This is a genomic window from Brevundimonas sp. (genome assembly GCF_052436175.1).
In the GTDB taxonomy this organism is placed as follows: domain Bacteria; phylum Pseudomonadota; class Alphaproteobacteria; order Caulobacterales; family Caulobacteraceae; genus Brevundimonas.
Genome location: NZ_JBQVNM010000001.1, coordinates 34045 through 59510, shown reverse-complemented (window position 1 = coordinate 59510; position 25466 = coordinate 34045). Strand labels below are relative to the sequence as shown.

The 25466-nt window shown below is 69.6% G+C and carries 20 protein-coding genes; 12 read left to right on the top strand and 8 right to left on the bottom strand.

Annotated features, from left to right (window positions below; translation table 11 throughout):
- Nucleotides 1–63 precede the first annotated feature (63 nt).
- The 4 genes from ACT6QK_RS00265 to ACT6QK_RS00250 are packed head-to-tail and all read left to right on the top strand — an operon-like array spanning nucleotide 64 to nucleotide 6514.
- Complete coding sequence (locus ACT6QK_RS00265) at nucleotides 64–1200, top strand: beta-ketoacyl-ACP synthase III (RefSeq protein WP_444595817.1); 1137 nt, start codon at nucleotides 64–66, stop codon at nucleotides 1198–1200.
- Nucleotides 1200–1877 carry an iron-containing redox enzyme family protein gene (locus ACT6QK_RS00260; protein ID WP_444595816.1) on the top strand — a complete coding sequence of 226 codons (678 nt, stop codon included), beginning with the start codon at nucleotides 1200–1202 and terminating at the stop codon, nucleotides 1875–1877. The genes ACT6QK_RS00265 and ACT6QK_RS00260 overlap by 1 nt, the downstream gene beginning before the upstream one ends.
- Nucleotides 1874–2812 carry a DUF6999 family protein gene (locus ACT6QK_RS00255; protein WP_444595815.1) on the top strand — a complete coding sequence of 313 codons (939 nt, stop codon included), beginning with the start codon at nucleotides 1874–1876 and terminating at the stop codon, nucleotides 2810–2812. Before ACT6QK_RS00260 ends, ACT6QK_RS00255 begins: the two co-directional genes overlap by 4 nt.
- A gap of 54 nt (nucleotides 2813–2866) precedes the next feature.
- Complete coding sequence (locus ACT6QK_RS00250; protein ID WP_444595814.1) at nucleotides 2867–6514, top strand: hydantoinase B/oxoprolinase family protein; 3648 nt, start codon at nucleotides 2867–2869, stop codon at nucleotides 6512–6514.
- 159 nt (nucleotides 6515–6673) lie between these two features.
- On the opposite strand, the gene ACT6QK_RS00245 is transcribed toward ACT6QK_RS00250, so the two are convergent.
- Entirely contained in the window at nucleotides 6674–7123 is a 450-nt protein-coding gene (locus tag ACT6QK_RS00245) for a tRNA (cytidine(34)-2'-O)-methyltransferase (protein ID WP_444595813.1), read from the bottom strand.
- Nucleotides 7124–7317: 194 nt separating this feature from the next.
- On the opposite strand from ACT6QK_RS00245, the gene petA reads away from it, so the two are divergent.
- The 8 genes from petA (at nucleotide 7318) to ACT6QK_RS00205 (ending at nucleotide 17644) form a co-directional block, all read left to right on the top strand.
- Entirely contained in the window at nucleotides 7318–7869 is a 552-nt protein-coding gene (gene petA / locus ACT6QK_RS00240) for a ubiquinol-cytochrome c reductase iron-sulfur subunit (protein WP_444595812.1), read from the top strand.
- Between the two features lie 8 nt (nucleotides 7870–7877).
- Nucleotides 7878–9206, top strand: coding sequence for a cytochrome b (locus ACT6QK_RS00235; RefSeq protein ID WP_444595811.1), 1329 nt, complete (start codon nucleotides 7878–7880; stop codon nucleotides 9204–9206).
- A 5-nt stretch (nucleotides 9207–9211) separates the two neighbouring features.
- Nucleotides 9212–10087: a cytochrome c1 gene (locus tag ACT6QK_RS00230; RefSeq protein ID WP_444595810.1), complete on the top strand. Its 876-nt coding sequence runs from the start codon at nucleotides 9212–9214 to the stop codon at nucleotides 10085–10087.
- Between the two features lie 325 nt (nucleotides 10088–10412).
- Complete coding sequence (locus ACT6QK_RS00225) at nucleotides 10413–12089, top strand: M28 family metallopeptidase (protein ID WP_444595809.1); 1677 nt, start codon at nucleotides 10413–10415, stop codon at nucleotides 12087–12089.
- Nucleotides 12090–12223: 134 nt separating this feature from the next.
- Nucleotides 12224–14128: a DNA helicase RecQ gene (gene recQ / locus ACT6QK_RS00220; protein WP_444595808.1), complete on the top strand. Its 1905-nt coding sequence runs from the start codon at nucleotides 12224–12226 to the stop codon at nucleotides 14126–14128.
- Nucleotides 14129–14208: 80 nt separating this feature from the next.
- Nucleotides 14209–15822, top strand: coding sequence for a M28 family peptidase (locus tag ACT6QK_RS00215; RefSeq protein ID WP_444595807.1), 1614 nt, complete (start codon nucleotides 14209–14211; stop codon nucleotides 15820–15822).
- A 44-nt stretch (nucleotides 15823–15866) separates the two neighbouring features.
- On the top strand, nucleotides 15867–17516 hold the full coding sequence (locus tag ACT6QK_RS00210; protein WP_444595806.1) for a DUF4166 domain-containing protein: 1650 nt from the start codon (nucleotides 15867–15869) through the stop codon (nucleotides 17514–17516).
- On the top strand, nucleotides 17513–17644 hold the full coding sequence (locus tag ACT6QK_RS00205) for a hypothetical protein (protein ID WP_444595805.1): 132 nt from the start codon (nucleotides 17513–17515) through the stop codon (nucleotides 17642–17644). Before ACT6QK_RS00210 ends, ACT6QK_RS00205 begins: the two co-directional genes overlap by 4 nt.
- 18 nt (nucleotides 17645–17662) lie before the next feature.
- Here ACT6QK_RS00205 and ACT6QK_RS00200 read toward each other — a convergent pair whose 3' ends face one another.
- From ACT6QK_RS00200 to ACT6QK_RS00170, 7 genes are all read right to left on the bottom strand, one after another.
- On the bottom strand, nucleotides 17663–19252 hold the full coding sequence (locus tag ACT6QK_RS00200) for a hypothetical protein (protein WP_444595804.1): 1590 nt from the start codon (nucleotides 19250–19252) through the stop codon (nucleotides 17663–17665).
- 17 nt (nucleotides 19253–19269) lie between these two features.
- On the bottom strand, nucleotides 19270–20370 hold the full coding sequence (ychF, locus tag ACT6QK_RS00195; protein WP_444595803.1) for a redox-regulated ATPase YchF: 1101 nt from the start codon (nucleotides 20368–20370) through the stop codon (nucleotides 19270–19272).
- A gap of 84 nt (nucleotides 20371–20454) precedes the next feature.
- Nucleotides 20455–20931: a copper chaperone PCu(A)C gene (locus tag ACT6QK_RS00190; protein WP_444595802.1), complete on the bottom strand. Its 477-nt coding sequence runs from the start codon at nucleotides 20929–20931 to the stop codon at nucleotides 20455–20457.
- A 49-nt stretch (nucleotides 20932–20980) separates the two neighbouring features.
- Nucleotides 20981–21442 carry a copper chaperone PCu(A)C gene (locus ACT6QK_RS00185; RefSeq protein WP_444595801.1) on the bottom strand — a complete coding sequence of 154 codons (462 nt, stop codon included), beginning with the start codon at nucleotides 21440–21442 and terminating at the stop codon, nucleotides 20981–20983.
- 11 nt (nucleotides 21443–21453) lie between these two features.
- The gene (locus ACT6QK_RS00180; RefSeq protein WP_444595800.1) at nucleotides 21454–22815 is read right to left on the bottom strand and encodes a PepSY-associated TM helix domain-containing protein; all 1362 of its coding nucleotides are present in this window, start codon (nucleotides 22813–22815) and stop codon (nucleotides 21454–21456) included.
- Nucleotides 22815–24902, bottom strand: a complete 2088-nt coding sequence (locus ACT6QK_RS00175; RefSeq protein ID WP_444595799.1) for a TonB-dependent receptor family protein — start codon at nucleotides 24900–24902, stop codon at nucleotides 22815–22817. The genes ACT6QK_RS00180 and ACT6QK_RS00175 overlap by 1 nt, the downstream gene beginning before the upstream one ends.
- A gap of 110 nt (nucleotides 24903–25012) precedes the next feature.
- Nucleotides 25013–25411 (bottom strand): DUF2946 family protein, encoded by a 399-nt coding sequence (locus ACT6QK_RS00170; RefSeq protein WP_444595798.1) that lies wholly within the window; start codon nucleotides 25409–25411, stop codon nucleotides 25013–25015.
- Nucleotides 25412–25466 lie beyond the last annotated feature (55 nt).

Sequence of the window (25466 nt, the reverse complement as noted above, 5' to 3'; positions counted from 1 at the left end):
TGGTTCTGCGGTCTGATCTCGATCGCCGCATCCCCGTCGCAATTCCTCTGCTAAACCTGCGGCATGAACGCCCTTCGTGACGTCTTCATCACCGGGACCGGCGCCTTCCTGCCCGGTGCGCCTATCGGGGCCGAGGCGATGGAGGACCATATCGGCCGCATCCATGGCCGGGCCTCCGCCGTCGGCCGCCGGACCCTGCGCTGGAACGGCATCGAAACCCGCCACTACGCCCTCGACGCCGAGGGAGTCCCGCTGCACTCCAACGCCTCCATGACCGCCCGGGCGGTGGAGGCGGCGCTCGAAGCCGCGGGCCTGGCGGCCGGCGACCTCGATCACCTGGCCACCGCCACGACCCAGGGCGACTACCTCGTTCCGGGTCACGCCGCCGCCGTTCACGCCGAACTGGCCTGCGGCCCCCTCTCCATCGCCAGCCACCAGTCGGTCTGCGGCTCGGCCCTGACGGCGGCCAGGGACGCCTGGCTGAACGTCCGCGCCGGAGAGGCCGGTGTCGCCGCCGCCTCGGGCGGGGAGTTCTCCTCCCGCTGGTTCCGGCCCGGCTTCTACGAGGGCACGGCCCTGGTCGACGCCAAGGGCCGCTTGCGGATGGAGGCCGACTTCCTCCGCTTCACCCTGTCCGACGGCGCCGGGGCGGTGGTGATGGAGCCCAAGCCTCGCCCGGACGGCCTTTCGTTACGGGTCGAGTGGATCGACATGACCTCGCTCGCGGGCCGGTTCGACCCCTGCATGTGGGCTGGCTCCACCTTCGCCGACCGAGCGGACATGAAGAGCGCCTGGAGCCACGCCGGCCCCATCGCCGCCCACGCCTCGGGCGCCGTCGCACTGGTGCAGGATTTCGACCTCCTCAAGATCGTCATCCGCGCCTGGATCGGCGTCTGGATGGAAAAGGTCGATCAGGGCCGGATCGACCCAGCCCGTGTCGATCATCTGCTCTGCCACTACTCGGCCCGTTCCCTGCGTCAGGAAATCGTCTCGATCCTGGAGACGACCCGGGCCATGATCCCGGAGACGAAATGGTTCTCAAATCTGGCGACCGTCGGCAACATCGGCTCGGCCTCGATCTGGGTCATGCTGGATGAGTTCATCAAGAGCGGGCGGGCGAAACGCGGCGAGCGCATCCTGTTGGTCGTCCCCGAAAGCGGCCGCGCCATGATCGGCTTCATGATGCTGGAGGTGGTGTGATGACCCCCGAGACCGAAACCGCCGTCGCGGACGTGCTGCGAAAGCTGACGGTCGTCTTCACCGACTTCGAACAGCGGCTGGAGGCGACGCCCCTGATCCGCAAGCTGACACGCGGTCGCTTCGAGCTGGCCGACTATCACGCCTTCCTCATCAACCTGCGGCAACAGGTGAAGGACGGCGCCCTGTGGATGAGCCGCGCGGCCTCCAACATCGGCGAGGACCATCTCGAACTCCGCTCGACCCTGATGCGCCATGCGGTGACCGAACACCGCGACTTCCGCCTGCTGGAGGCCGACTTCGTCGCGGCCGGCGGCGACCTGCACGACATCCGCAGCGCGCCCAAGAACATCGGGTCGGAGGCCCTGTCGGCCTGGATGTTCCATCAGGCGTCCCAGCCCGACCCCTTCGGCCTGCTGGGCGCCATGTTCGTCATCGAGGGACTGGGCTCGATCAAGGCCGCGCCCTGGGGCCGTCTGGTGAAGGAGCGGCTGAACCTGCCCGATGAAGCCGTCCGCTTCCTCCTCTATCACGGCGAGAACGACGCCGAGCACATGGAGGAGTTCCGCGAGATGCTGGCCATGGTCCTGCCCGACGAGGTCATCGCCGAGCGCATCGTCACCACCGCCCGCGTCACCGCCCGCCTCTATGCGCTGCAGATCGAGGAGGTCACGGCGTGACGTCCCGTCTGTCCCCGGCCGCCGATCCCTTCGACGCCGCGCGCCACGACCCGCGCGACCCCGACCCTTGGCTGGCTCTCTATCTCGACCACAGCCTGCCCATCGACGAGGACGCCAAGCGGGCCCTTCTCCTCGGCGCCCGGTCCTGGTCGCGCCGCTGGCTGTTTCCGGTCGCCCGGCCGCTGGTCATGCTGTTCTTCTGCCTGGTGAAGGTCTTGCGCGCGGTCTCGCCCAACCACCCCAATCTGAACGGCCTGCTGCACCGGACCATCCACTGGGGCCTGCGCACCTTCGCCACGCCGGAAGCCAACACCGTCATCCTGCGCCATTTCCACGTCGGGTCGGAGCTGACCGCCTTCGTGCGGGTGAACTCGGGCGTGGCCGACCGGGTGCCGTCGCGGCCGTTGCGCCCGACCCGGCTGAAGGACATCGAGGCCAACCTCTTCCTCGAACACGACCTGAACATCTTCAACTTCATCATCGAGTTGAACGCGGCCCTGCGCGCCGAAGGCCGGGAGCTGACGCCGCCGGCCGAGATCGACTTCTCCATGATCTCCGACGAATTCCCGGCTTTCGAGACCTTCCCGCGCAAGGCGCTGAACCGGATCGACGTCCAGACGGCGGTTGAGTTCTACACCCCGATCTACGCCCTGATGCTGCCGCGCGACGACTTCGTGCGGGCGTCCAACTCGCTGCAGCTGGACGAGGTCATGGCCATCTACATCGGCCGGATCATCGGCTCGGACTACCACATGAGCTTCGTCAAGAACGGCCATCCCCTGGTCGCCCTCTCGACCTTGCAGGCGGGCTACCGGCTGATGATGCACGGTCTGGATTCCGAGGCCATGCATGGCTGGCTGCGGGTCCTGAAACACCGTCAGGCGGCGGGCCTGCCGCTCGATCCGCGCAACACGGTGGGCGCCGCCCTCGGTTAGCCGCCCCATCCAGTCGCCCCTTGTAAGCGCGCCGGACCTCCGTCTAATCGGACCATGGCCGACATCCCCGCTTCCGACCCGACCGCCCCAACTCCGAGCGGTTGGCGCTTCTGGATCGACCGGGGCGGCACCTTCACCGACATCGTGGCGCGCGATCCGGCCGGAGAGGTCAGGACGGCCAAGCTCCTGTCCAACAATCCCGAGCAATACGCCGACGCCGCCGTCGAGGGCGTGCGACGCCTGACCGGGGCCGGCCCCGGCCCCCTGCCCCCCGGCCTGGTTCAGGAGGTGCGCATGGGCACCACCGTCGCCACCAACGCCCTTCTGGAGCGCAAGGGCGAGCCGACCCTTCTGGCCATCACCTCGGGCTTCGCCGACGCCCTGAGGATCGGCTGGCAGAGCCGCCCCGAACTCTTCGCCCGCTGCGTGCGTCCCATTCCGCCCCTGCACGGCGCGGTCATAGAGATCGAGGAACGTCTGGGCGTCGAGGGCGAGGTCGTCCGCCCGCTCGACGAGGAGAAAACGCGCGCCGATCTTCAAACCGCCTTCGACCGGGGCTACCGCGCCCTGGCCGTGGTGCTGATGCACGGCTGGCGTTTCCCGGATCACGAGCGGCGTGTCGCCGCCCTCGCCGTCGAGATCGGCTTCCCCCAGGTCTCTGTCAGCCATGAGGTCGCCGGTCTCATCAAGCTGATAGGGCGCGGCGACACCACGGTCGCCGACGCCTACCTCTCGCCCGTGCTGCGCGCCTATGTCGACCGGGTCGGCGCCGATCTGGGCGAGGCGACCCCGCTCCTGTTCATGCAGTCCAACGGCGGCCTGACCGCCGCCGACGTTTTCCGGGGCAAGGACGCCATCCTGTCCGGCCCGGCCGGGGGCGTCGTCGGCATGGCGGCCACCGCCCGCGACGCCGGTTTCGACCATGTCATCGGCTTCGACATGGGCGGCACCTCGACCGACGTCTCCCACTATGCGGGCGAATACGAACGCACCTCTGACAGCGTGGTGGCAGGCGTCCGGCTGCGCGCGCCCATGCTGGCCATCGAGACGGTGGCGGCGGGCGGAGGGTCCATCTGCCGCTTCGACGGATCGCGCCTGAGGGTCGGTCCCGAAAGCGCGGGCGCCGTGCCGGGTCCGGCCGCCTATCGACGCGGCGGCCCCCTGACAGTGACCGACTGCAACGTCCGCCTGGGCAAGCTGAGCCCGGACCACTTCCCCCCGGTCTTCGGCCCCAACGCCGACCAGCCGCTGGACGCAGATGCCGTCCACGCCGCCTTCGACGCCCTGGCGGAACAGGTCGCGGCCGCCACCGGCCGCCCCGCCGACCCGCTCGACCTGGCCGAGGGCTTCATCGCCATCGCCGTCCAGCACATGGCCGAGGCGATCAAGACCATCTCCATCCAGCGCGGCCACGACGTGACCCGCCATGTGCTGAACGCCTTTGGCGGCGCCGGGGGCCAGCACGCCTGCCTTGTCGCCGACGCTCTGGGCATGACAACGGTGATGCTGCACCCGCTGGCGGGCGTCCTGTCCGCCTACGGCATGGGTCTGGCCGATGTCCGGGCCGTGCGTCAGGAAACCGTCTCCGCGCCGCTGGAGGACGCGCCCGTCGGCGCCTTGATCGACCGGATCGAGGCCCTGACCCAGGCCGCCCTGGCCGACCTCAGCGGACAGGGACCGGGCGACGTCGTCTCCACCGTCGCCCGCGCCGAGATCAAATACGCCGGGTCCGACACCACCCTGACCGTCCCCTTCGGCACGGCCGAGGCCATGCGCCGCGATTTCCGGACCCTCCACCGCCAGAGATTCGGCTTTGTCGCCGAACAAGGCCTGATCGTAGACACGCTTCAGGTCGAGGCCATCGCCTCTCCGTCCGGCGGCGCACAGGCGTCCTCGACCGCCGCAGCCTCTCCCTTCGCGCCCGACCCGGTCGGCCGCCAGTCCGTCCGCATGGGCGGCGCCGACCACGACGCCCCGGTCTTCCGCCGCGAAGCCCTGTCGCCCGGCGCCCGCATCGACGGCCCTGCCCTGATCTTCGAGGGCGTCGGGGCCGTCTCGGTCGAACCCGGCTGGCGCGCCGAAATCGCCGCCTCCGACACCCTGATCCTGACCCGGGTCCAGCCCCTCGCCCCGCGCAAGGCGGTCGGGACGGAAGCCGACCCCATCCTGCTGGAGGTCTTCAACGCCCGCTTCATGGCCGCCGCCGAACAGATGGGCGAGGCCCTGCGCGCCACCGCCTATTCGGTCAACATCACGGAGCGGCTGGACTTCTCCTGCGCCGTCTTCGACGCCTCCGGCGCCCTGATCGCCAACGCCCCGCACATCCCCGTCCATCTGGGCTCGATGGGCGAGAGCATCGCGGCGGTGGTCCGATCGCGTGGAGATGCGCGCGACGGCCGGGGCCTCCGACGTGGCGACGTCTATATGCTCAACGCCCCCTACAACGGCGGCACCCACCTGCCCGACAACACCGTCATCCGGCCGGTCTTCCTTGACGCAGCCGACGACAGCCCCGCCTTCTTCGTCGCCGCGCGCGGACACCACGCCGACGTCGGCGGCCTGACCCCCGGCTCCATGCCCGCCACCTCTCGCACGGTCGCGGACGAGGGCGTCCTGATCGACGACGTGCTTCTGGTCGATGAAGGCCGACTGCTGGAGGAGGAGACCCGCGCCCTGTTCGCCTCGGGTCGATACCCGGCCCGCAACATCGACATGAACCTGGCCGACCTTAAGGCCCAGGTCGCCGCCTGCACGCGCGGCGCCGACGAACTCCACGCCATGGTCGCCGAGTTCGGCCGTCCGGTGGTCGAGGCCTATATGGGCCACGTCCAGTCCAACGCCGAGGAGGCCGTGCGTCGCGCGATCTCGGCCCTGAGACCCGGATCGTTCGCTTACGAGATGGACAGCGGCGCCGTCATCCGCGTCCGCATCGACGTGGACCCGATCGCCCGCACGGCCGTCGTCGATTTCACCGGAACCAGCGCCCAGCTCGACAGCAACTTCAACGCCCCCTTGTCGATCACCCGGGCGGCGACTCTCTATGTCTTCCGCACCCTGGTGGACGACGCCATCCCGCTGAACGAGGGCTGCCTCAAGCCCATCACCCTCATCGTGCCCGACGGTTCGATGCTCAATCCCCGCTATCCTGCCGCCGTCGTCGCCGGGAACGTCGAGACCTCCCAGGCGGTGGTCGACGCCCTCTACGGCGCCCTCGGCGTCCTGGCCGCCAGCCAGGGCACGATGAACAACTTCACCTTCGGCGACGCGACCCGCCAGTATTACGAGACGATCGCGGGGGGCTCAGGCGCCGGCCCCGGTTTCGACGGCGGTTCGGCCGTCCAGACCCATATGACCAACAGCCGCCTGACCGACCCCGAGGTTCTGGAGACACGCTTCCCCGTCCGGCTGGAGGAGTTCTCCATCCGTCGCGGTTCGGGCGGCGCCGGGCGCTGGACCGGCGGCGACGGGACCGTCCGCAGGATGCGTTTCATGGAACCCATGACCGCCGCCATCCTGTCCAACCGCCGCCGCGTCCCGCCCTTCGGCGTCGACGGCGGCGAGCCGGGCGCCTTGGGCGCAAACCGGATCGAACGGGCCGACGGTTCGGTCGAGCCCCTCGGCTCCACGGCCGAGGCCGCCCTGTCCCCCGGCGACGTCTTCGTCATCGAAACCCCGGGCGGAGGTGGCTACGGGCGGACCTAATCCCAATCTCCGTCACCCTCGGGCTTGACCCGAGGGCCGGACGTTCCGCCCCTCGGGCGAAAGAACCGGGGCGCTGGCAGAGCCTGCCTGCAGTTCAGCCCCCCCCCCCGGAAACCTCGATCCTCGGGTCAAGCCCGAGGATGACGGAGAGGAGGACAGCTACGGCAGCCCCTGAACCTTCCTCAGCCCCTCCCACAGGGCGATTCCCGCGCTCACCGACAGGTTCAGCGACCGCGTCTCGGGCCGAATCGGGATGAAGACCCGCGCATCGGCCGCCGCATGGACGAAATCGGGCGCCCCCGCCGTCTCCCGCCCGAACAGCAGCATATCGTCGCGCTCGAACCGGAAGTCGCTCAGCGTCCCCGCCGCCTTGGTCGTGAACAGCACCAGCCGACCAAGCCCGCGATCCCTCTGGAAGGCGTCCCAGTCCGCGTGGCGCGTCATATGACCCAGAGGCCCATAGTCCAGCGCCGCCCGCTTCATGGCCCGGTCGCCGAAATCGAAGCCGACCGGCTCGATCACATGCAATTCCACGCCGAAACATGCGCTCAGCCGGATACAGGCGCCCACGTTCTGAGGAATGTCCGGTTGAAAAAGAGCGAGCCGCATTCTAAGGCCCTCATACGCGCTACCCGGGGGTTTGTCGCGGCCTGAATTGCGAGCGTTTCGCAAGTGACTTCCGTCGCTTGAGCAAAAACTCCCGCAACCGTCCGGCCGGGCATCCGCAGGGTCTGCGATCCGATACCCTACCGACGCGGCGACCCTCTTCCCGGGGCCGGGGCGCGGACATTCAGAGGTGAGACGTGGCCGAACCGGTCGTGACTGCAGATCTGGGCCATGGGCCTGAAGGCGATCCCAACCGCCGCGACTTCATCCACATCGCCGCCGGCGCCGCCGCCGTTGGCGCGGGCGTGATGGTGGCCTGGCCGCTCATCAACCAGATGAACCCCGCCGCCGACACCCTGGCCCTGTCGACCATCGAGTTCGATACCTCCAAGGTCCAGGAAGGCCAGCAGGTCGTCATCACCTGGCAGGGCAAGCCTGTCTTCGTGCGCAACCGCACGGCCAAAGAGGTTCAGGAAGCAGTATCGACCCCCCTCGGCGACCTGAAGGATCCGCAGACCGACGCCGAGCGCACCAAGCCTGGTCATGAGCCGATGCTGGTCGTGATCGGCTCCTGCACACACCTGGGCTGCATCCCGACCTTCGGCTCCGGCGATTACGGCGGCTGGTTCTGCCCTTGCCACGGCTCTCACTATGATACCTCGGGCCGCATCCGTAAGGGTCCGGCGCCGCTCAATCTGGCCGTGCCGGAATACGAATTCACCGCCGGCTCCAAGATCAAGATCGGCTGAGGACGACGATGAGCGAACACGAATCCACCTACGTCCCCAAGACCGGCATCGAGAAGTGGCTCGACACCCGTCTGCCGATCATCCGCTTCGGCGCCGACTACATGTCGCTGCCGACGCCGCGTAACCTCAACTACTGGTATACGTTCGGCGGCATCCTGATGCTCTGCCTGGTGATCCAGATCGTCACCGGCATCGTCCTGGCCATGCACTATACGCCCAACACGGGCATGGCCTTCGCCTCGGTCGAGCGCATCATGCGCGACGTCAACGGCGGCTGGCTGATCCGCTATGTCCACGCCAACGGCGCCTCGATGTTCTTCATCGCGGTCTACATCCACATGCTGCGCGGCCTCTACTACGGCTCCTACAAGGCGCCGCGCGAGATGATCTGGATCCTCGGCTGCGTGATCTTCTTCCTCATGATCGCCACGGCCTTCCTCGGCTACGTCCTGCCCTGGGGCCAGATGTCCTACTGGGGCGCCGAGGTCATCACCAACCTGATCGGGGCCATCCCGGTCATCGGCGAGACGGTCCTGATCTGGCTGCGCGGCGGCCCGGCCATCGACAACGCCACGCTGAACCGCTTCTTCTCGCTGCACTACCTGCTGCCGTTCGTGATCTTCGGCGTGGGGGTGGTGGACCTGTGGGCCCTTCACACCGCCGGCCAGAACAACCCGGTCGGGATCCTGATCCCCAAGGAGCGGACGGCCAAGGACACCCTGCCCTTCCACCCCTATTTCACGGTGAAGGACGGCTTCGCGATCATCCTCTTCCTGATGCTGTTCGCCCTGTTCGTCTTCTTCATGCCGAACGCCCTGGGCCACGCCGACAACTACATCCCGGCCAACCCGCTGCAGACGCCCGCGCACATCGTGCCCGAGTGGTACATGCTGCCCTTCTACGCCATCCTGCGCGCCATCCCCGACAAGTTCGGCGGCGTGGTGGCGATGTTCGCGGCCATCGGCATCCTGTTCATCCTGCCCTGGCTGGATACGTCCAAGGTGCGGTCGATGCGCTATCGCCCGACCATGAAGATCTTCTTCGTGATCTTCGTCATCGTCGGCCTCGGCCTCGGCTGGTGCGGTGGCCAACTTCCAGATGCGCACGTCATTCCGAATGTCTCGACCTTCAACCTTGGTGACGGCGACCTGAACTCCTACCTGTGGCTGACCCGCTTCCTGACAGCCTACTATTTCATCTTCTTCGCGATCATCATGCCGTGGGTGGGATTGAAGGAAACGCCGTTGCCGATCCCGGCCACCATCTCCGACCCGGTCCTGACCGGCGCCCCCGCGGTGTCCCAGGCCGTCCCCGCCCAAGCCGAAAAGAAGGGCTGAGCGCGATGACGCTTTCCATCCGTAAATCCCTCAAGGGCGCCCTGGTCGCCGTCGCGGCCGTCGCCGGCCTGGCCTTCGCGGCCTCCCCGGCCCTGGCCGCCGGCGGCGGCGCCCACAAGCTCAAGGACGGCGGTTTCTCGTTCGAGGGCCCGTTCGGGACCTTCGACCAGGGCCAGCTGCAGCGCGGCTACAAGGTCTATCGCGAGGTCTGCGCGGCCTGCCACTCGATGAACCTGCTGCACTTCCGCGACCTGGGCATCAAGGGCGGGCCCTTCTACGACGAGCACGCCGCCAACCCGGCCGAGAACCGCTTCGTGCGCGCCATCGCCGCCGAGTTCCAGATCGCCGACATCGACAACGAGACCGGCGATCCGATCCAGCGTCCGGGCATCGCGGCCGACAAATTCCCCTCGCCCTATCCGAACCACACGGCGGCGGCGGCGGCGAACGGCGGCGCGGCTCCGCCCGACCTCTCGGTGATGGCCAAGGCCCGTCACGGCGGCGCCGACTACATCTATTCGCTGCTGACCGGCTACAACGCTCCGCCGTCCTATCTGACGATGACGCCGACCCAGCACTACAACGCCTACATGGCCGGCGACCTGACGCCCTTCGTGCCCGAAGGCGCCCATGTCCCGCCCGGCGGCTTCATCGCCATGCCCAACCCGCTGGCCTCGGACGGTCTGGTCACCTACGACGACGGCACCGCCGCCACGAAGGACCAGATGGCCAAGGACGTCTCGGCCTTCATCGCCTGGGCCTCCGAGCCCCATGGCGTCCAGCGCAAACAGGCCGGCCTCGGCGTCCTGATCTTCCTCGCCCTGTTCGCCGGCCTCACCTACATGAGCTACCGCCGCATCTGGGCCGGCGTCGCTCACTAGGCCCGACACGCAACCTCGACGATCAAGCCCGCCTCGGTCCGCCGGGGCGGGCTTTTTCTTTTGATCCATCCTCTCCCGGCGGGAGAGGGCTTGAGGCTCGCAGAGCGCAGCGATGCGTCAGCCGAAAGGGTGAGGGGCTGGCGTTGGAAGTCGGCGCAGCCGTGTCTCCGGCCGTGCGACGGCTAACGCCGACTGACGCGCCAACCCCTCATCCGTCTCGCTTCGCGAGCCACCTTCTCCCGCCGGGAGAAGGAATCACTCTGACGCATCGACACCGCCTCCCTCGCTGAATAGGGTCGCCGCCGTTCCCTCGACCGGAGTCCCCATGCGCATCGTCCCGTCCCTCGCCGTCCTCGCGGCCGCTGTCAGCCTCGCTTCCGGCGCCGTCGCCCAGACCCAAACCACCCCCGACTTCAGCGCCGTGCGCCTGTCCGAGGACATCCGCGTCCTGTCTTCTGACGAGTTCGAGGGTCGCGGCATCGCCACCCCGGCCGAGCAAAAGGTCGTCGACTATCTGTCCAAGGGCTATGCGGGCGCGGGCTTCGAGCCCGGCGGCGACCTCCAGCCCGACGGTTCGCGCCTGTGGACCCAGGCCGTCGGCCTGAACCGCTTCCAGGTCTCCAACGCCCGCGCCCAGCTGAAGGTCGGCGACTGGTCCCTGCCCCTGACCCAGGGCGAACAGATCGTCATCTCGACCCGCCTGCCGGCGGAAGGTCACGTCATGCTGATGAACAAGCCGGTCGTCTTCGTCGGCTACGGCATCGACGCGCCCGAGCGCAACTGGGACGACTTCAAGGACGTGGACGTCCGCGGCAAGATCATCGTCGTCCTGGTCAATGACGCCGATTTCGAGGACCCGTCGCTCGACACCTTCGGCGGCGCGGCCATGACCTACTACGGCCGCTGGACCTACAAGTCCGTGGTGGCCGCCCGTCAGGGCGCCGCCGGCGTCCTGATCGTGCATGAGGACAAGCCCGCCTCCTACGGCTGGGGCACGGTCCGCAACTCGTGGACCGCCCCCCAGTTCGACATCGTCCGCGCCGATCCGTCCAAGGAACGCGTGCCGGTCGAGGCCTGGATCCAGCGCGACGTCGCCGTCCAGCTGTTCCAGCAGGCCGGTCTCGACTTCGAGGCCCTGAAGCTTCAGGCTCGCAGCCGCGACTTCCGCCCCGTCGAACTGCCCGGAGCCAGCTTCTCGGGCATGTACGATCTGGCCTCCAGCAAGATCGAAACCCACAACGTCGTGGCCCGCCTGCCCGGCTCGACCTGGCCCGACGAGACGGTCCTTTACACCGGCCACTGGGATCACATCGGGGTCGGGACGCCCGACGCCAACGGCGACGCCATCTTCAACGGCGCGGTGGACAACGCCTCAGGCACCGCCGGCCTGCTGGAGCTGGCCCGCGCCTTCTCCGCCGCCCCGCGCACCAAGCGGTCGATCGTCATGATCTCCTTCACCGGCGAGGAAAGCGGCCTGCTGGGCTCGACCTACTATGCCGCCAACCCCCTCTATCCCCTGGCCACCACGGCGGGCGGCATCAATATGGACTCGGCCAACATCTATGGCCGCACCACGGGCTTCTCGATCGTCGGCTTCGGCCAGTCGCATCTGGACGAGCGCACCACGGCGGCGGTGGAGGCCCAGGGCCGCGTCGTCACCCCCGACGGCGGCGCCCCGGCCGGCATCTACTTCCGCTCCGACCACTTCCCCCTGGCCCAGAAGGGCGTGCCCATGGCCTATGGCGCCTCGGCCGGGGACTTCCGCGACGAGCCTCTGGCCGCCCGGATCGCCGCCCGCGACGACTACCGCGCCCGGCGCTACCACCAGGCCGATGACGAATGGTCGGCCGACTGGGACTATCGCGGCCAGATCGAGGACCTGACCGTCTACTACAATGTCGGCCGCGCCCTGGCCGACAGCCGCGACTGGCCCGAATGGAAGCCCGGCTCCGAGTTCGGCCCCGCCCGCGCCCCGACCGCCGACCAGCGCAAGACCGACTGAGACGCTCCTGTCCTCCCCATCGCTCCGCGATGGGGAGGTGGCGCGGCGCGCTTGCGCCGTGACGGAGGGGGTGCTTTCCCCGCACACCTACCGTCCCGCTGGCCTCCCGCCCGCATCGGTGACACAACCCGCCCATGCCGCCCGACTCGCTCGCCATCGCCACGCATCCCGCTTCAGGGCTGGCCGCGCCCGGGCTGGATCAGGCGCGCGAGACCCTGCACCGCCTCTGGGGCCACACCGACTTTCGCGGACTGCAGGCCGGGGTCGTCGCCGAAATCCTCGCCGGGCGCGACGTTCTGGCGGTCCTGCCGACTGGCGGCGGCAAGTCGGTCTGCTACCAGATCCCCGCCATCCTGCGTCCCGGCCTGGGCCTCGTGGTCTCGCCCCTGATCGCCCTGATGGCGGACCAGGTCGAGGCGCTGAAACAGCTCGGCGTCCGCGCCGCCCGGCTCGATTCCGGCCTGTCGATGGACGAGCGCTCCGCCGTCTGGCGCGCGGCGCGGGCGGGCGAATTGGACCTGCTCTATGTCTCGCCCGAAGGTCTGGCCCAGCCGCATCTGATCGACCGGCTGCACGAGCTGCCGCTCAGTCTGATCGCCATCGACGAGGCCCACTGCGTCTCCCAGTGGGGTCACGACTTCCGCCCCGACTACCGGACCTTGGGCCGCCTGTCGGAGCTCTTCCCCGGCGTGCCCCGCATCGCCGTCACAGCCACCGCCGACGCCCGCACGCGCGAGGACATCCTGCGCTCCCTACGGCTGGAGGGCGCCGCGGTCTTCGTCGACAGCTTCGCCCGGCCCAACCTGCAGCTTTCGGCCGTGCGCAAGGAAAGCGCCTCGCGCGCCAAGACCGACGCCGCCGTCATCGAACTGGTTCGCCAGAGGCGCGGCAAGTCGGGCGTCGTCTATTGCGGCAGTCGCGACGGCTGCGAGCGCGTCGCCGACGCCCTGTCCGGCGCCGGGGTCAACGCCATCGCCTATCACGCCGGGATGGACGCCCGCGCCCGCGACCTGCGCCTCGAACGCTTCCTGGCCGAGGAGGGGGCGGTGATGGTCGCGACCATCGCCTTCGGCATGGGGGTGGACAAGGCCGACGTCCGCTTCGTCATCCACGCCGATCCGCCGGGCAGCCTTGAAGCCTACTGGCAGGAGATCGGCCGCGCCGGTCGCGACGGCGAACCGGCCGAGGGGATCACCCTCTATGGCCCCTCCGACATCGCCTGGTCCCTGCGCCGGCTCGAGGGTCGCCCCATGGCCGAGGAGGTCAAGGCCGTCCAGACGTCCAAGGTCCGCCGCCTGTTCGCCATGCTGGACGGCGCCGTCTGCCGACCCCAGGCTGTGCGTCGCTATTTCGGCGAGATCGACGCCGACGTCTGCGGCGTCTGCGATGTCTGTATCGACCCTCCGCCCCTCTATGACGCCACCGTCCAGGCCCAGAAGGCCCTGGCGGCCGTCCAGCGGCTCGGCGGCCGGTTCGGCCGGGGCCGGGTCGTCGACCATCTGCTGGGCAAGACGAAGGACGTCCAGCCGTGGGAGACCCAGCTCTCCACCTGGGGGATCGGCAAGGAGACCTCGCCCAACGGCTGGCGCGACGTCATCGACCACCTGCTGTTCGAGGGCCTGCTGCTGGAGGATCCGAACGACGGCAAGCCCTTGCTCGGTCTGGGCGAGGCCGAGGCCGTGCGCGCCGTCTATCGCGCCGAGCGTCCGATCGAGATCCGCCGCGTCCCCGCCGGGTTCGACGCCTCGACCCGATCCGGCAATCCGCGCAACCGCACCCGAAACGATCGCAACGCCGCCGTCGAGGCTCTGGACCCCGACGTCCGCGCCCGCTTCGACATCCTGCGCGCCTGGCGCCGCGACCGGGCCGCCGAACAGCATGTCCCGCCCTATGTCATCTTCCAGGACAAGACCCTGCTGGAGATCGCCGTGGTCGAACCCGGCTCGCTGGACGCCCTGGGGCGCATCTCCGGCGTCGGCCAGTCCAAGCTGGACCGTTACGGCCATGCCGTGCTTGAGGCCCTGGCCGCCCCCAACTGAATCCCGCCGCATGACGAAACTTTAATGAACGGTCCCGGCGGCCGTCCCTAAGGTGCCGCCGCATCTTCACGGAGTTCCCGATGTTCGCGCGTCTGATCTGCGGCGTCACCGCCTCGGCCCTTGTTCTGGCCGCCGCCGGCGGGGCGAGCGCCCAGAACTTTTCGGCCCGGCGCCTCTCCGACGAGATCCGCACCATCAGCGCCGACGACTTCCAGGGCCGCTATCCCGGCACGGAAGGGGAGAAGAAGACGCTGGACTGGCTACAGGCCCAGTATGAGGCCATGGGGCTGGAGCCCGGCGGTCCGAACGGCCAGTGGCTGCAGGTCGTGGATCTGAAGCGCTACACCCCCGTGGCCGACTCGGCCAAGGCCAGCTGGACCGACGCCGAAGGCCAGGTCCATATCCTGACGCCCGGAACCGACATCACCCTGCGAGCGGTGACCAATGACGGACAGGCCGCGATCGACGGCGCCGGCCTGGTCTTCGCCGGCTACGGCATCCATGCGCCCGAGCGCGGCTGGGACGACTACGGCGACCTCGATGTCACTGGCAAGATCGTCATCGTCATGGGCGGCGAGCCGGACGGCGACCTGTTCAACGGCCCCTACGCCACGACTTACCGGTCGGGCGAATACAAGGCGGACGAAGCCAAGCGGCGCGGCGCCGTGGGCGTCATCACCCTGTCCAGGGCCAAGGCGACCGACCCCGCCTGGACCCGCTCTGCGCAGGCCCCCGGCCGCACCCGCACCCTGACGCCGGGCGCGGCCGATCTGGAGTTCTCGGGCGCGATCAACGCCGATACGGCCGCGGCCCTGGGTCTGGACGTCGCCGCCCTGGGCGAGCGCATCGGCACGGGCGATTTCCGCGCCTTCGACCTGCCGGGAGTGACGATGAGCGTGCAGGCCTCGGAAACCATCGAGACCCTGCGGACCCACAACCTCCTGGCCAGGATCACGGGCACGACGCGGCCCAACGAGACCATCATCTATTCGGCCCACTGGGACCATGTCGGGGTCAATGAGCGCGCCCCCGGCCGGGACAAGATCTTCAACGGCGCCTGGGACAACGCTTCGGGCACCGTCGGGGTCGTGGAGATGGCCCGCCAGCTGAAGGCCGCGCCCGCCCCCGAACGCTCCTTCGTCTTCGCCCATATGGCGGCCGAGGAAATGGGTCTGCTGGGCGCCTACGCCTATGTCGCCGATCCAGTCTATCCGCTGGAGACGACGGTGGCCGACATCAATATCGACATGCTGCCCCTCAGCGGCCCGACCCGCGACGTGCCCATCTTCGGCAAGGGCCAGAACAGCCTCGAGGACGACCTGCAGGCCCTGGCCGAAAAGGAAGGCCGCTACGTCTCCGACGACGGTCAGCCGGAACAGGGCTTCTACTACCGCTCCGACCACTTCCCCTTCGCCCGCGCCGGCGTTCCGGCCCTGATGCCGTGGCACGGGGTGGACTGGGTCGAGGGCGGCCGCGAGGCCGGTCTGGCGGCCTGGAAGGCCAAGTTCGGCGCCGACTATCACAGGGCGAGCGACGAATGGTCGGCCGACTGGGACCTGACCTCGGCGGTCGAGAACCTGACCCTTCTGTATCGGCTCGGTCTGGATCTGGCCAACGGCGACGAATGGCCGACCTGGAAGCCGACCTCCGAGTTCGGTCAGGTCCGCGCCGCGAGCGACGCCGCGCGGCGGTAGTGGACGAACCCGACGGCCTGATCGCGCCGGGGGCGATTCCTCGCATGAACGCTGTCTTCCTCATCGGCGCGGGCGGCGTCTTCGGCTCCCGCCTCGCCCAGGGTCTGGCCCGCGACGGGTTCGAGGTGGTCTGTGCGGGCCGCGACCTGAACCGCGCCCAGACCGTGGCCGCCCGGCTGGTCGAGACCGGCGGAGCCGCCCGCGCCGTCGCCCTCGACGCCCGCACCCTCACGGCCGAGGCCCTTCGCTCAACGGGCGCCGCCATCGTCGTGGACGCTGCGGGCCCATTCCATAATGCGGCGCCGACCGTGGCGCGGGCCGCCATCGCGGCGGGACTGCCCTACGTCGATCTGGCCGACGCCCGCGACTTCGTCGCCGCCTTTCCCGCCCTCGACGCGGCCGCCCGCGCGGCGAGTGTCGTCGCCCTGACCGGCGCCAGTTCGACCCCGGCCCTGTCCAACGCGGTCCTCGACGACCTGACCGCCGGCTGGTGCGAGGTGATGTCCGTAGAGGCCGCCATCTCGCCCGGCGCCCGGGCCCCGCGTGGCCGTTCGGTGGTGGAGGCGATCCTGTCCTGGACCGGCCGCCCCGTCCGCGTCTTCGAAAAGGGCCGGTGGCGCAGCCGTCCGGGCTGGAGCGGCCTCGTCACGCGCGATTTCGGCCCCGCCGGTCGCCGTCGCCTGTCCCTGTGCGAGACGCCCGACCTCGACCTACTGCCCGCCCGTTTCCGCCCGACCCGCAGCGCCCTCTTCCTCGCCGGGCTGGAGCCGCCGATCCTGCATTGGGGCATGAGCCTAACGGCCGCATTCGCCGCCGCGACGGGCTTCCGTCTGCGACCTCTGGCCGGGCTCCTGACCGCCCTGTCCGGCCTCTTCGCGCCCTTCGGTTCGGATCGCGGCGCCATGCGGGTCGAGGCCTTCGGCATCGACGCCCGAGGCCGCGCCGTCCGCGCCGAATGGCGGCTGGTGGCCGAACCCGGCGTCGGCCCCGTCGTCCCCACCCTGGCCGCCCTCGCCGCGGTCAAGGCCATCGCCGCCGGGACTCTCGTCCCCGGCGCCCGCGCCTGCGTGGGCGACCTGCCCCTCGCGGCCCTCGAAGCCGAGTTGGACGCCCACCCCCTGATCCGCACACGCACCACCGAACGCGCCGCCCTGTTCGCCCGCGCGATCGGTCCGGACTTCGACGCCCTGCCCGACCCGATCCGCGCCCTGCACGAAAGCCTGGGTCTCAGCCAGTGGCGGGGCGAGTGCCGCTGCGACGGCCCGGCCAGTCCTCTGGCGGGTCTCGTCGGCCGGATCATCGGTTTCCCTGGCCGTTCAGGTACGGAGCCCGTCGAGGTCTCCATCGACGCCGACGGCCGCCGCTCGATCTGGCGGCGCCACATCGGCCCGGCCCGGTTCCAGAGCGTCCTCTCCAACCCGCGAGCCGGCGGCCGCATGACCGAGCGGTTCGGTCTGGTCTCGGTCGAACTGGGCCTGCATCGACAGGCCGACCGGCTGGTCTATGACGTCCTCGGCTGGCGTCTGGGCCCGATCCCGCTACCCCGCGCCCTCGCCCCGCGCACCACGACCCATGAGGCCATCGACGCCCAGGGCCGCTTCACCTTCGACGTCGAGATCGGCCTGCCGCTGCTGGGCCGGATCGTTCACTACCGGGGCTGGCTGACCCCGGCCGAAGGCGAAGACCGACCATGAAGAAACTCAAGGACCGGCTTCTGGCCGCCATGCTGACCTTGGGCGGGCTGGCGGCGATCGCCTCCGCCGCCTGCTATGTCGTGATCTTCGCCATCATCCTCGCGGCGGTGTTCAGCCCCGCCGGCTGACAGTCAGGCCGTCGCCCGTCAGGGATAGAAGCCGCCCTCCGTCGGGCTTGTCCCGTCGCCGTCCGCGCTCAGCCGCGACGTCACCCCGGCTCCCGAACGGGTCAGGGTCAGGCGATGGGTCCATAGGGGAATGGTCGCGACCCCGTCCTCAAACTCCGTGGTGACGGCCAGGACGACAGCGTCCTCGTCGCCCTTCCGGGCGATGAACCTGACCGTGACGGCCGTGTCCGACAGCCGCTGGATCTCGACCCGGAAACCCCGGGGGTCCAGCAGGGAGGTCGGCGACGGCGTGATCTCGAACCCGCGCGCCTGAAGCGCGGCGACGCTGCCGGTCGTCTGGGTCGTGCCCAGCCAGGGCCGGCCGGTGCTGGGCCAGAAGGCCTCCAGCTCTCCGGTCAGACCCCGCCTCAGACACATGGTCACGCGGTTACGGCTCCAGACGGTCGGCGCGCCGATCGGGCCGCACCAGATGCGGGTCATGGTCCGTGCGCCCACCGGCGAGGTGCGGGCGAACTCCAGCTGGTGCAGGATCAGCCCCTCGGGCGCCGTGTCGTTGATCAGGGGCGCGCGCAGGTTCAGCGGCTTGGCCAGCCGCCCCGTGACCGCATACTCGGCCTGACCGGACAGGACGACGCCGCCACGCCCCAGAACCCCCTCCCCGACCGTCAGGGCGGCGGGATCCAGCTTCACCCCGCCGATGACGAAGGGCGTCGGTTCGAGCTCGTCTTCAGCGTTCACAGCGGCTTCGGACAGGGCGGCGGCCAGCTCGGGATTAGCGGCCGCGACACGGGCGCGCAGGGCGGCGAGATCGACCGGAGGGGCGATCCGCTCCGCCGCGATCGTCACCCCCTCTGGGCTGCCCCGGGGCCTCAGGCGCAGCTGCAGCCCGTCATAGACCAGGCGCGCGGCGCCGTCCGTCAGCGGCAGGGTCTGCCTCTGCATGTTGTAGCGATACGGCCGTCCCCCGATCGACATTCCCGGGCCTTCAATCGCCGCTCGGACGCTCACGCCGTCGGTCCTCAGCCGATCGAAGTCGATGATGAGGGTGAAGGTCGAGGGTGTCTCCGGCGTCTCGACCGCCACCCGTTCCGTCCGCGCATCGGCCGAGGCGAGACTGACGGTGCTGGCCATCCACCACGAGCCGGAGAACAGCTGCGGCACGCCCAGCGTCGCCTTGCCGCCGGCGGTGTGGATCATGCAGACGGTGATGCCGCCCGCCCATCCGAACATGCCGCGCTGCTCGCCCGGTCCGCACCAGGCCTGCACCGCCTCGGCCTGATCGGTGTTCCTCGGCTTGAACTCACGATGGACGACCGGGGCGCCCGCCGCCATGCGATAGGCATCCGTGGCGATGTCGGCGACCAACCGCCCCTCTTCCTTCAGCCTCAGCGGCACGGTCAGCACGGCTTCGCCGCGGCCCGCAGCCGGGCTGACGACAGGCTCGCCCACGGGCTCGAAGCCCAGGACCTCGACCATGATCCGCTCGCGGCCCAACTGCGGAGCGGCCGTCCCCGGCGGCGTCGCCGAGGGCTCCTGGGCGAAGGCCGGACCGAACAGCCCGCAACCCAGCCAGACCGCCGAAACGATCGCGGCAACACCTCTCGCCATGGCCGGCCTCACGCGTCTCAGTTGAACAGGAAGTTCATCACGTCGCCGTCCTTGACGACATACTGCTTGCCTTCCGCCCGCAGCTTGCCGGCCTCGCGGGCCTTGGCCTCGCCGCGCAGGGCGACGTAGTCGTCATAGGCGATGGTCTCGGCGCGGATGAAGCCCTTCTCGAAGTCGGTGTGGATGACCCCGGCCGCCTGGGGCGCGGTGTCGCCCACATGGATGGTCCAGGCCCGGGCTTCCTTCGGCCCCACGGTGAAATAGGACTGCAGGCCCAGCAGGGCGTAGGCCTCGCGGATCAGGCGGTTCAAGCCGGGCTCCGCCAGACCCAGTCCCTCCAGGAACTCGGCCTGCTCCTCGGGATCCAGCACGGCCAGCTCGGCGTCGATCCTGGCCGAGATGACCACCGACTTGGCGTTATCCTCGGCGGCGCGCTTGGCGACCAGATCGGAAAGGTCATTGCCCTTGTCGGCCGAGCCCTCATCCACATTGGCGACATAGAGGGCCGGCAGGGCGGTCAGCAGTTGCAGCATGTCCCAGGCCTTGCGATCCTCCTTGGACACCTCGGGCAGGGCGGTGCGGGCGGGCTTGCCGGCGTTCAGTTTCGACAGGGCCAGATCGACCAGCTTGAGGCTCAGCTGGCTCTCCTTGTCCCCGCCCTTGGCCCGCTTCTCCATCTGCACCCGGCGACGTTCCAGGCTCTCGAGGTCGGCCAGCATCAGCTCGGTTTCGATGATCTCCAGATCGCTGATCGGGTCGATGCGGTTCTCGACATGGGTGATGTCGTCGTCGACGAAGCAGCGGGCCACGAAGGCCACGGCGTCACAGTCACGGATATTGGCCAGGAACTGGTTGCCCAGTCCCTCCCCCTTGGAAGCCCCGCGCACCAGTCCGGCGATATCGACGAAGGTGATGCGGGAAGGGATGATCTCCTTGGAGCCGGCGATCTCGGCCAGGACGTCCAGACGCGGCTCCGGCACCGCCACGTCGCCGGTGTTGGGCTCGATGGTGCAGAACGGATAGTTGGCGGCTTGGGCCGCCGCCGTCTTGGTCAGGGCGTTGAACCGGGTGGACTTGCCGACGTTGGGCAGGCCGACGATCGCGACTTTGAGGGCCATGGGGCTTTCAGACTTTGAATTGAGGGCGAGCCTTTAGCGGCTCCGGGGCCGTTTGTCAGGCTCGCCCTCGATTTCAGGTCGCGATCAGGCCTTGGGCTGGCGCACCGGCGCCTGGACCGTCATGGCCGGGGTGTCGGAGAAGGTGAAGGTCAGGGCCACCGCCGACCCGTCCGTCAACGGCCCGGTCAACTGCATCAGCATCAGATGTTTGCCGCCGGGCGCCAGCTTCGTCTCTTCGTCGGCGACGAGCGGCAGGCCGTTGGGCATGGGGCTCATCTTCATCATGGCGCCGTCCATGACCATGTCGTGGATCTCCACCATCCCGGCCTGGGGGGTGGCGACCCCGGTCAGCCGGTTGGCGGTCGAGGCCTTGATCGTGGCGTAGCAGGCGCCGACCTGGGCCCCGTTCGGGCTCGGGCGGCACCAGGCGTCGCGGATTTCGACAGTGGCCTTGACCCCGTCCTTCTCCATCGTCGCGGTGGTGACGGTCTTGTCCTTGTCGCCGCAGGCCGCGAGAGCGACGAGCATCAGCGGGGCGGCGAACAGCGCGAGAGCTTTCATCATCCCCCCTCAATAGGCCAGTCCGCCGCCCGCGCAAACCGTCTGCGCCTCAATGGTGCATGGCGCCTGTCGCGACCGCCGGCTGGGCGACCCGTGCGCGCACGCCGATCGGACCCGCATGGGCGAAGCTCAGGGTCAGGGAGACCGTGTCCCCCGCCTTCAGCGGCTGGGTCAGGCCCAGCAGCATGATGTGGTTTCCGCCGGGCTTCAGCGCCACCGCCTCGCCCGCGGGCAGGGCCAGGCCGTCCTTGAGTTCGGCCATCGACATGACGCCGTTCTGGACCTTCATCTCGTGTATCTGGCCCTCGGCGGCGACGGGGCTGGCCACCCCGACCAGCCGGTCGTCGCGGCTGGCCGTCAGGGTGATGTAGCAGCCGGTGGCGTCCCGCCCGTTCGGCGTCGGACGGCACAGGGCGTCGGCGGGCGCCACGACGGCCAGGGCGTCGGGCTCGGACGATCCGCCACAGGCTGACAACAGCATCAGGGCGGGGAGGATGAGCAGGCGTTTCATGAGTGAGGCTTTCAAATCCTGGCCGCGACGCGAGGCCGCAGGCTCTGGAACAGACGATCGAGGATCAGGGCGGCGATCAGGCTCAGCCCCGTCAGCGGATAGAGAAGGGCCAGGGGCAGGACGATGCCGAGGACGGCGGCCCGAACGCGCGGTCCGGGCGGCGCGACGGGCGCACCCAAGCCTTTGGCCGGGCGGCGCTTCCACCACATCACCAGCCCGCTGATCGCGAGCAGCCAGACGGCGATACAGCCCCCCAGCATCAGATAGCGATTGATCCAGCCGTACTGGGTTCCCTGATGGACGGCGATGCCCCATTCAAAGGCCTTGGCGCCGACGCCAAAACTGCGCCAGCGGATGTCGGCCCTGACCGCCCCGGTCGCCCCGTCGAGATAGACCGAGCGCGTGTCCTCCACCCGTTTGATCACCCGGGCGGCGGTCCAGGCCAGGTCGGGGCTGCGCGGGATCGATACTATGTAGGGCCGCACCAGCCCCTCGCGCTCCGCCGCCGCCACGACGACCGACAGCCGGGCTGCGTGCGAGGGTTGCGGATTGGGCATGACCACGCCCTCCATCGTCCAGCCCACGCCCGCGGGCGCGTCGCCGTGTCCGGCATGGGCGAAGGGGCTCGCGGCGGCGGGAGGCCTGGGCCGCCCCAGACCGTGATCCTTGACATAGGCCATGTACTGCCCGCCCCAGAAGGCCGACCAGGGCATGCCGGTCACCACCAGAAAGGCGATCACCGCTCCCGCATAGAGGCCCGTCACCGCATGCAGGTCGCGCCAGAACGGCCGACGGCCCGCATCCCTCGCCTTGACCGTCACCACGCCCACGTCGCGCCCGCGCGGCCACCACATGAAGACGCCCGTGGCGACGAGGATCAGGGCCCAGCCCGCGACGATCTCGACGACGTAATTGGCCCAGTCTCCGACCAGGGCCAGGCTGTGCAGCTGCTTGACCGTCTCCATCACCCCGCCGAAGGGCGTCACCCCAATCAGCTGGGCGTCGTGCGGATCGACGAAGGCGGTGCGCTTGCCGCCGTCCGGCAGGGTCACGGTCAGTCGCACCGCCTGGTCCGGTCGGGCGGGGATCAGGACGTTGGACACCTTTCCGCCCGTGCCGGCCTCGGCCGCCGCGACCCATCGGTCGGGCGAGGCCGTTCCCGACCGCGCCTCGACCTGGGACATCGAGCGATAGACAACGCCGTCGATCTCGTCGTGAAACAGATACAGGGCCCCGGTCAGGGCCATCAGCATCAGCACCGGCAGGACGATCAGCCCGGCGTAGAAATGCCACCGCCAGACCGCCCGATAGGCGCCGGACAACGGGGCGGGGGCGACCGAAGCCGCCCCCGAAATCCTGTCCCCCCGGGCCATCAGTAGGACAGCCTCAGGCCGACGAAGGCCGACACGCCCTCGCCGGGCCAGAAGACCGCCGTCGACACGGTCCGGGCGTCGGTCACCGCGCTGAAGTTCGACACATACCGCTCGTCCAGCAGGTTGCGCGCATCGACGTAGATTTGGCTGCGCCGATCGATCCTGTAGCCAAGACCCAGATTGACGACCGTGTATCCCGGCGCCTTCATCGTGTTCATGTAGTCGACCCAGCTGTCCGACGGCGTCCATTCCACCGAGGGCGCCACGAACCACCCGGCCGGATGGTCATAGCGCAACTCGGCCCGATAGACGTGCGGCGGAACCAGCGGCAGGTCGTTGTCGCCATAGGCCTTGTCGTTCTCGAAGAAGAAATCGGAGAAGGTCCAGGTCTGGCGCAGACGCCAGGCCCCGCCCAGCCAGTTCTGGGCGAAGCGCCAGTCCAGCCCGGCCTCGATGCCCTGGTGCACGGTCGCTCCGGCGTTGAAGGTCGCCGCGGGAATGCCGAGCGCCGGATTGACCACGAAGTTCAGCAACTCCTTGTCCAGCTCGGCCCGATAGACGGCCACGTCCCACGAGAACCGCGCCGTCCGGCCGCGCAGCCCGGCCTCATAGGTCCAGGCCTCCTGGGCCTCGACGGGGGCGAAGCCGCCCACGGTCGGCGACAGGGAGCCGAAGTTCGGCGGCTCGATCGAGCGGGTGACGTTGGCATAGGCCTGGGCGCCGGACGGACCTTCCCACAGCAGGCCGAGGCGCGGCGCGAACCACTCATAGTCTTTGCCCGTGGTCAGGTTGAAGGTGGAGGCGACGCCCGGCAGGGCGAAGCTCTGATAGTCGCGCTCGGCCCGACCCCAGGCGCCGCCGGCGACCACGGCCAGGGTGTCGGTGACGAACAGGCGTCCCTCTGCGAAGACGTCCAGGGCCTTGGCGTTTTGACGCGCCTTGGCGGTGCGGGCGCCGCTGGAGCCGCGCACATTGACGAACTGCTGGGCGTCCAGATCCCCGACCCGGTACCAGGCCCCGCCGAAGGCGTCGGCGCGCAGGCCGAACAGTCGGCCTTCCCAGTCCAGCCGGCCGAAGGCGCCGTAGTTGCGGCTCTGCTGGTCGATGACCTGGAAGATCGGGTGGTGCAGGTCCTTCCAGGTGCCGTAGACCGCGCCTTCGAACAGCAGGTCGGACGACAGCCGCCACCGGGTCGACAGGGTCGTCCGCACCGAGGCGTAGTCCCGCTGATAGTCGTTGGCGACATTGGCGGCGGCGGCCATCACCGGGGTGGTCAGGGCCTGTGCCAGGGTCAGCGACCCGGGAATCTGCTGGTGGATATAGGCGCCCTGGACGATCAGCCGCGCCTCGCGGTCCTCGCCGAACGCGCGGCCGATGTTGGCGGTGACATACTGCTGCTGGCCGTCCGAGTTCTGACGCCAGCCCTCGGCGGTCGCCCCGGTCACGCCCAGAAACCCGTCCCAGTCGCCGCACACGCCGCCGACCTCGGCATGAAGTCGCCCGGTCTCCCACGACCCGAAATCGGCGCGCAGGCTGGCCGTCTCGCCCGAGGAGCGGCCGTTGGGCGTGACCAGATTGATGGCCCCGCCGAGCAGGGCCCCGCCGAACCTCAGGGCGTTGCCGCCTTTGTAGACCTCAGTGTAGCGGGCCAGCAGGGGATCGACCATCTGCACGTCGCCGAAGCCGTCGGCCTCGTTGAACGGGATGCCGTCCTGGGACACGAACAGGCCGCGCAGGTGGTTGGCGTTGCCGATGCCCGATCCCCGGATCGAGATGCGGGCGTCGCCGCCCCACTTCTTCTGGGCATAGACGCCGGGCACGTCGCGCAGGACGTCCGACATATTGGGTGCGAACCGGCTTTCAAGGCTTTCGGCGGAGACGACCGCCACGGCGCCGGGGGTGCGCGACAGGCGTCGGCGCGCCTCGGCCACCACGGGCGGGTCTTCGGGATTGCGGGCGCCGGTGACGATGACCTCGCCGAGATCGACGGCGGGTCCGGTCGGGGCGGTCTGTGCGAAGGCGGGCGCCGCGACGCCGAACACGGCGAGCAGCAGGGCGGCCGGAGCCGCGCAGGTGGAAAAACGCATGGAGAGGATGTCCTGAACAGAAGAGGACGCACGCGCACCGGATCCCGTCCCGGGACGGCCGCGCGCGTCGGATCACGCCGCGACGAGGCCGCGACGGCGAATGGGTCTGTTCAGGCTTGGGGAGGGGCGGTCGACGGCGGCCGGGGCGGGGCCCGGGCGAGCGGCCGGGCATGGGCCGTTTCGGCCACGAAGACCGAGGCCGGGCGGGTGGCCGGGGCGGCGGCCTTCACCACCATCGGCGGCTGGGGCAGGTCGGCGGGCGCGACCAGCAGACAGGCCGCGCATTTCGGTCCGCCCCCGGCCTGTTGCTTGCCGTCGATGGGGTTGCCGTGGGCGTCGAGCGCCACCGTCTGCGGCCCCTCGGCCGAACAGAGGACCAGCACCTGGCCCGGCCGCGCCGCCGCCTGGGCCGCGAACGGCGCCAGCGACCCGAACACGACGGCGAACAGCGCCGCCAGCAGAGCCAGCGAACGCGAGAGCGACCAGTCTTCGGCGCGAGGCGAGTTCACGCCACGGCCCTTAGCCGCCGAAAGGGCCAAAGGGAAGCGCGACATAAAGACGAAA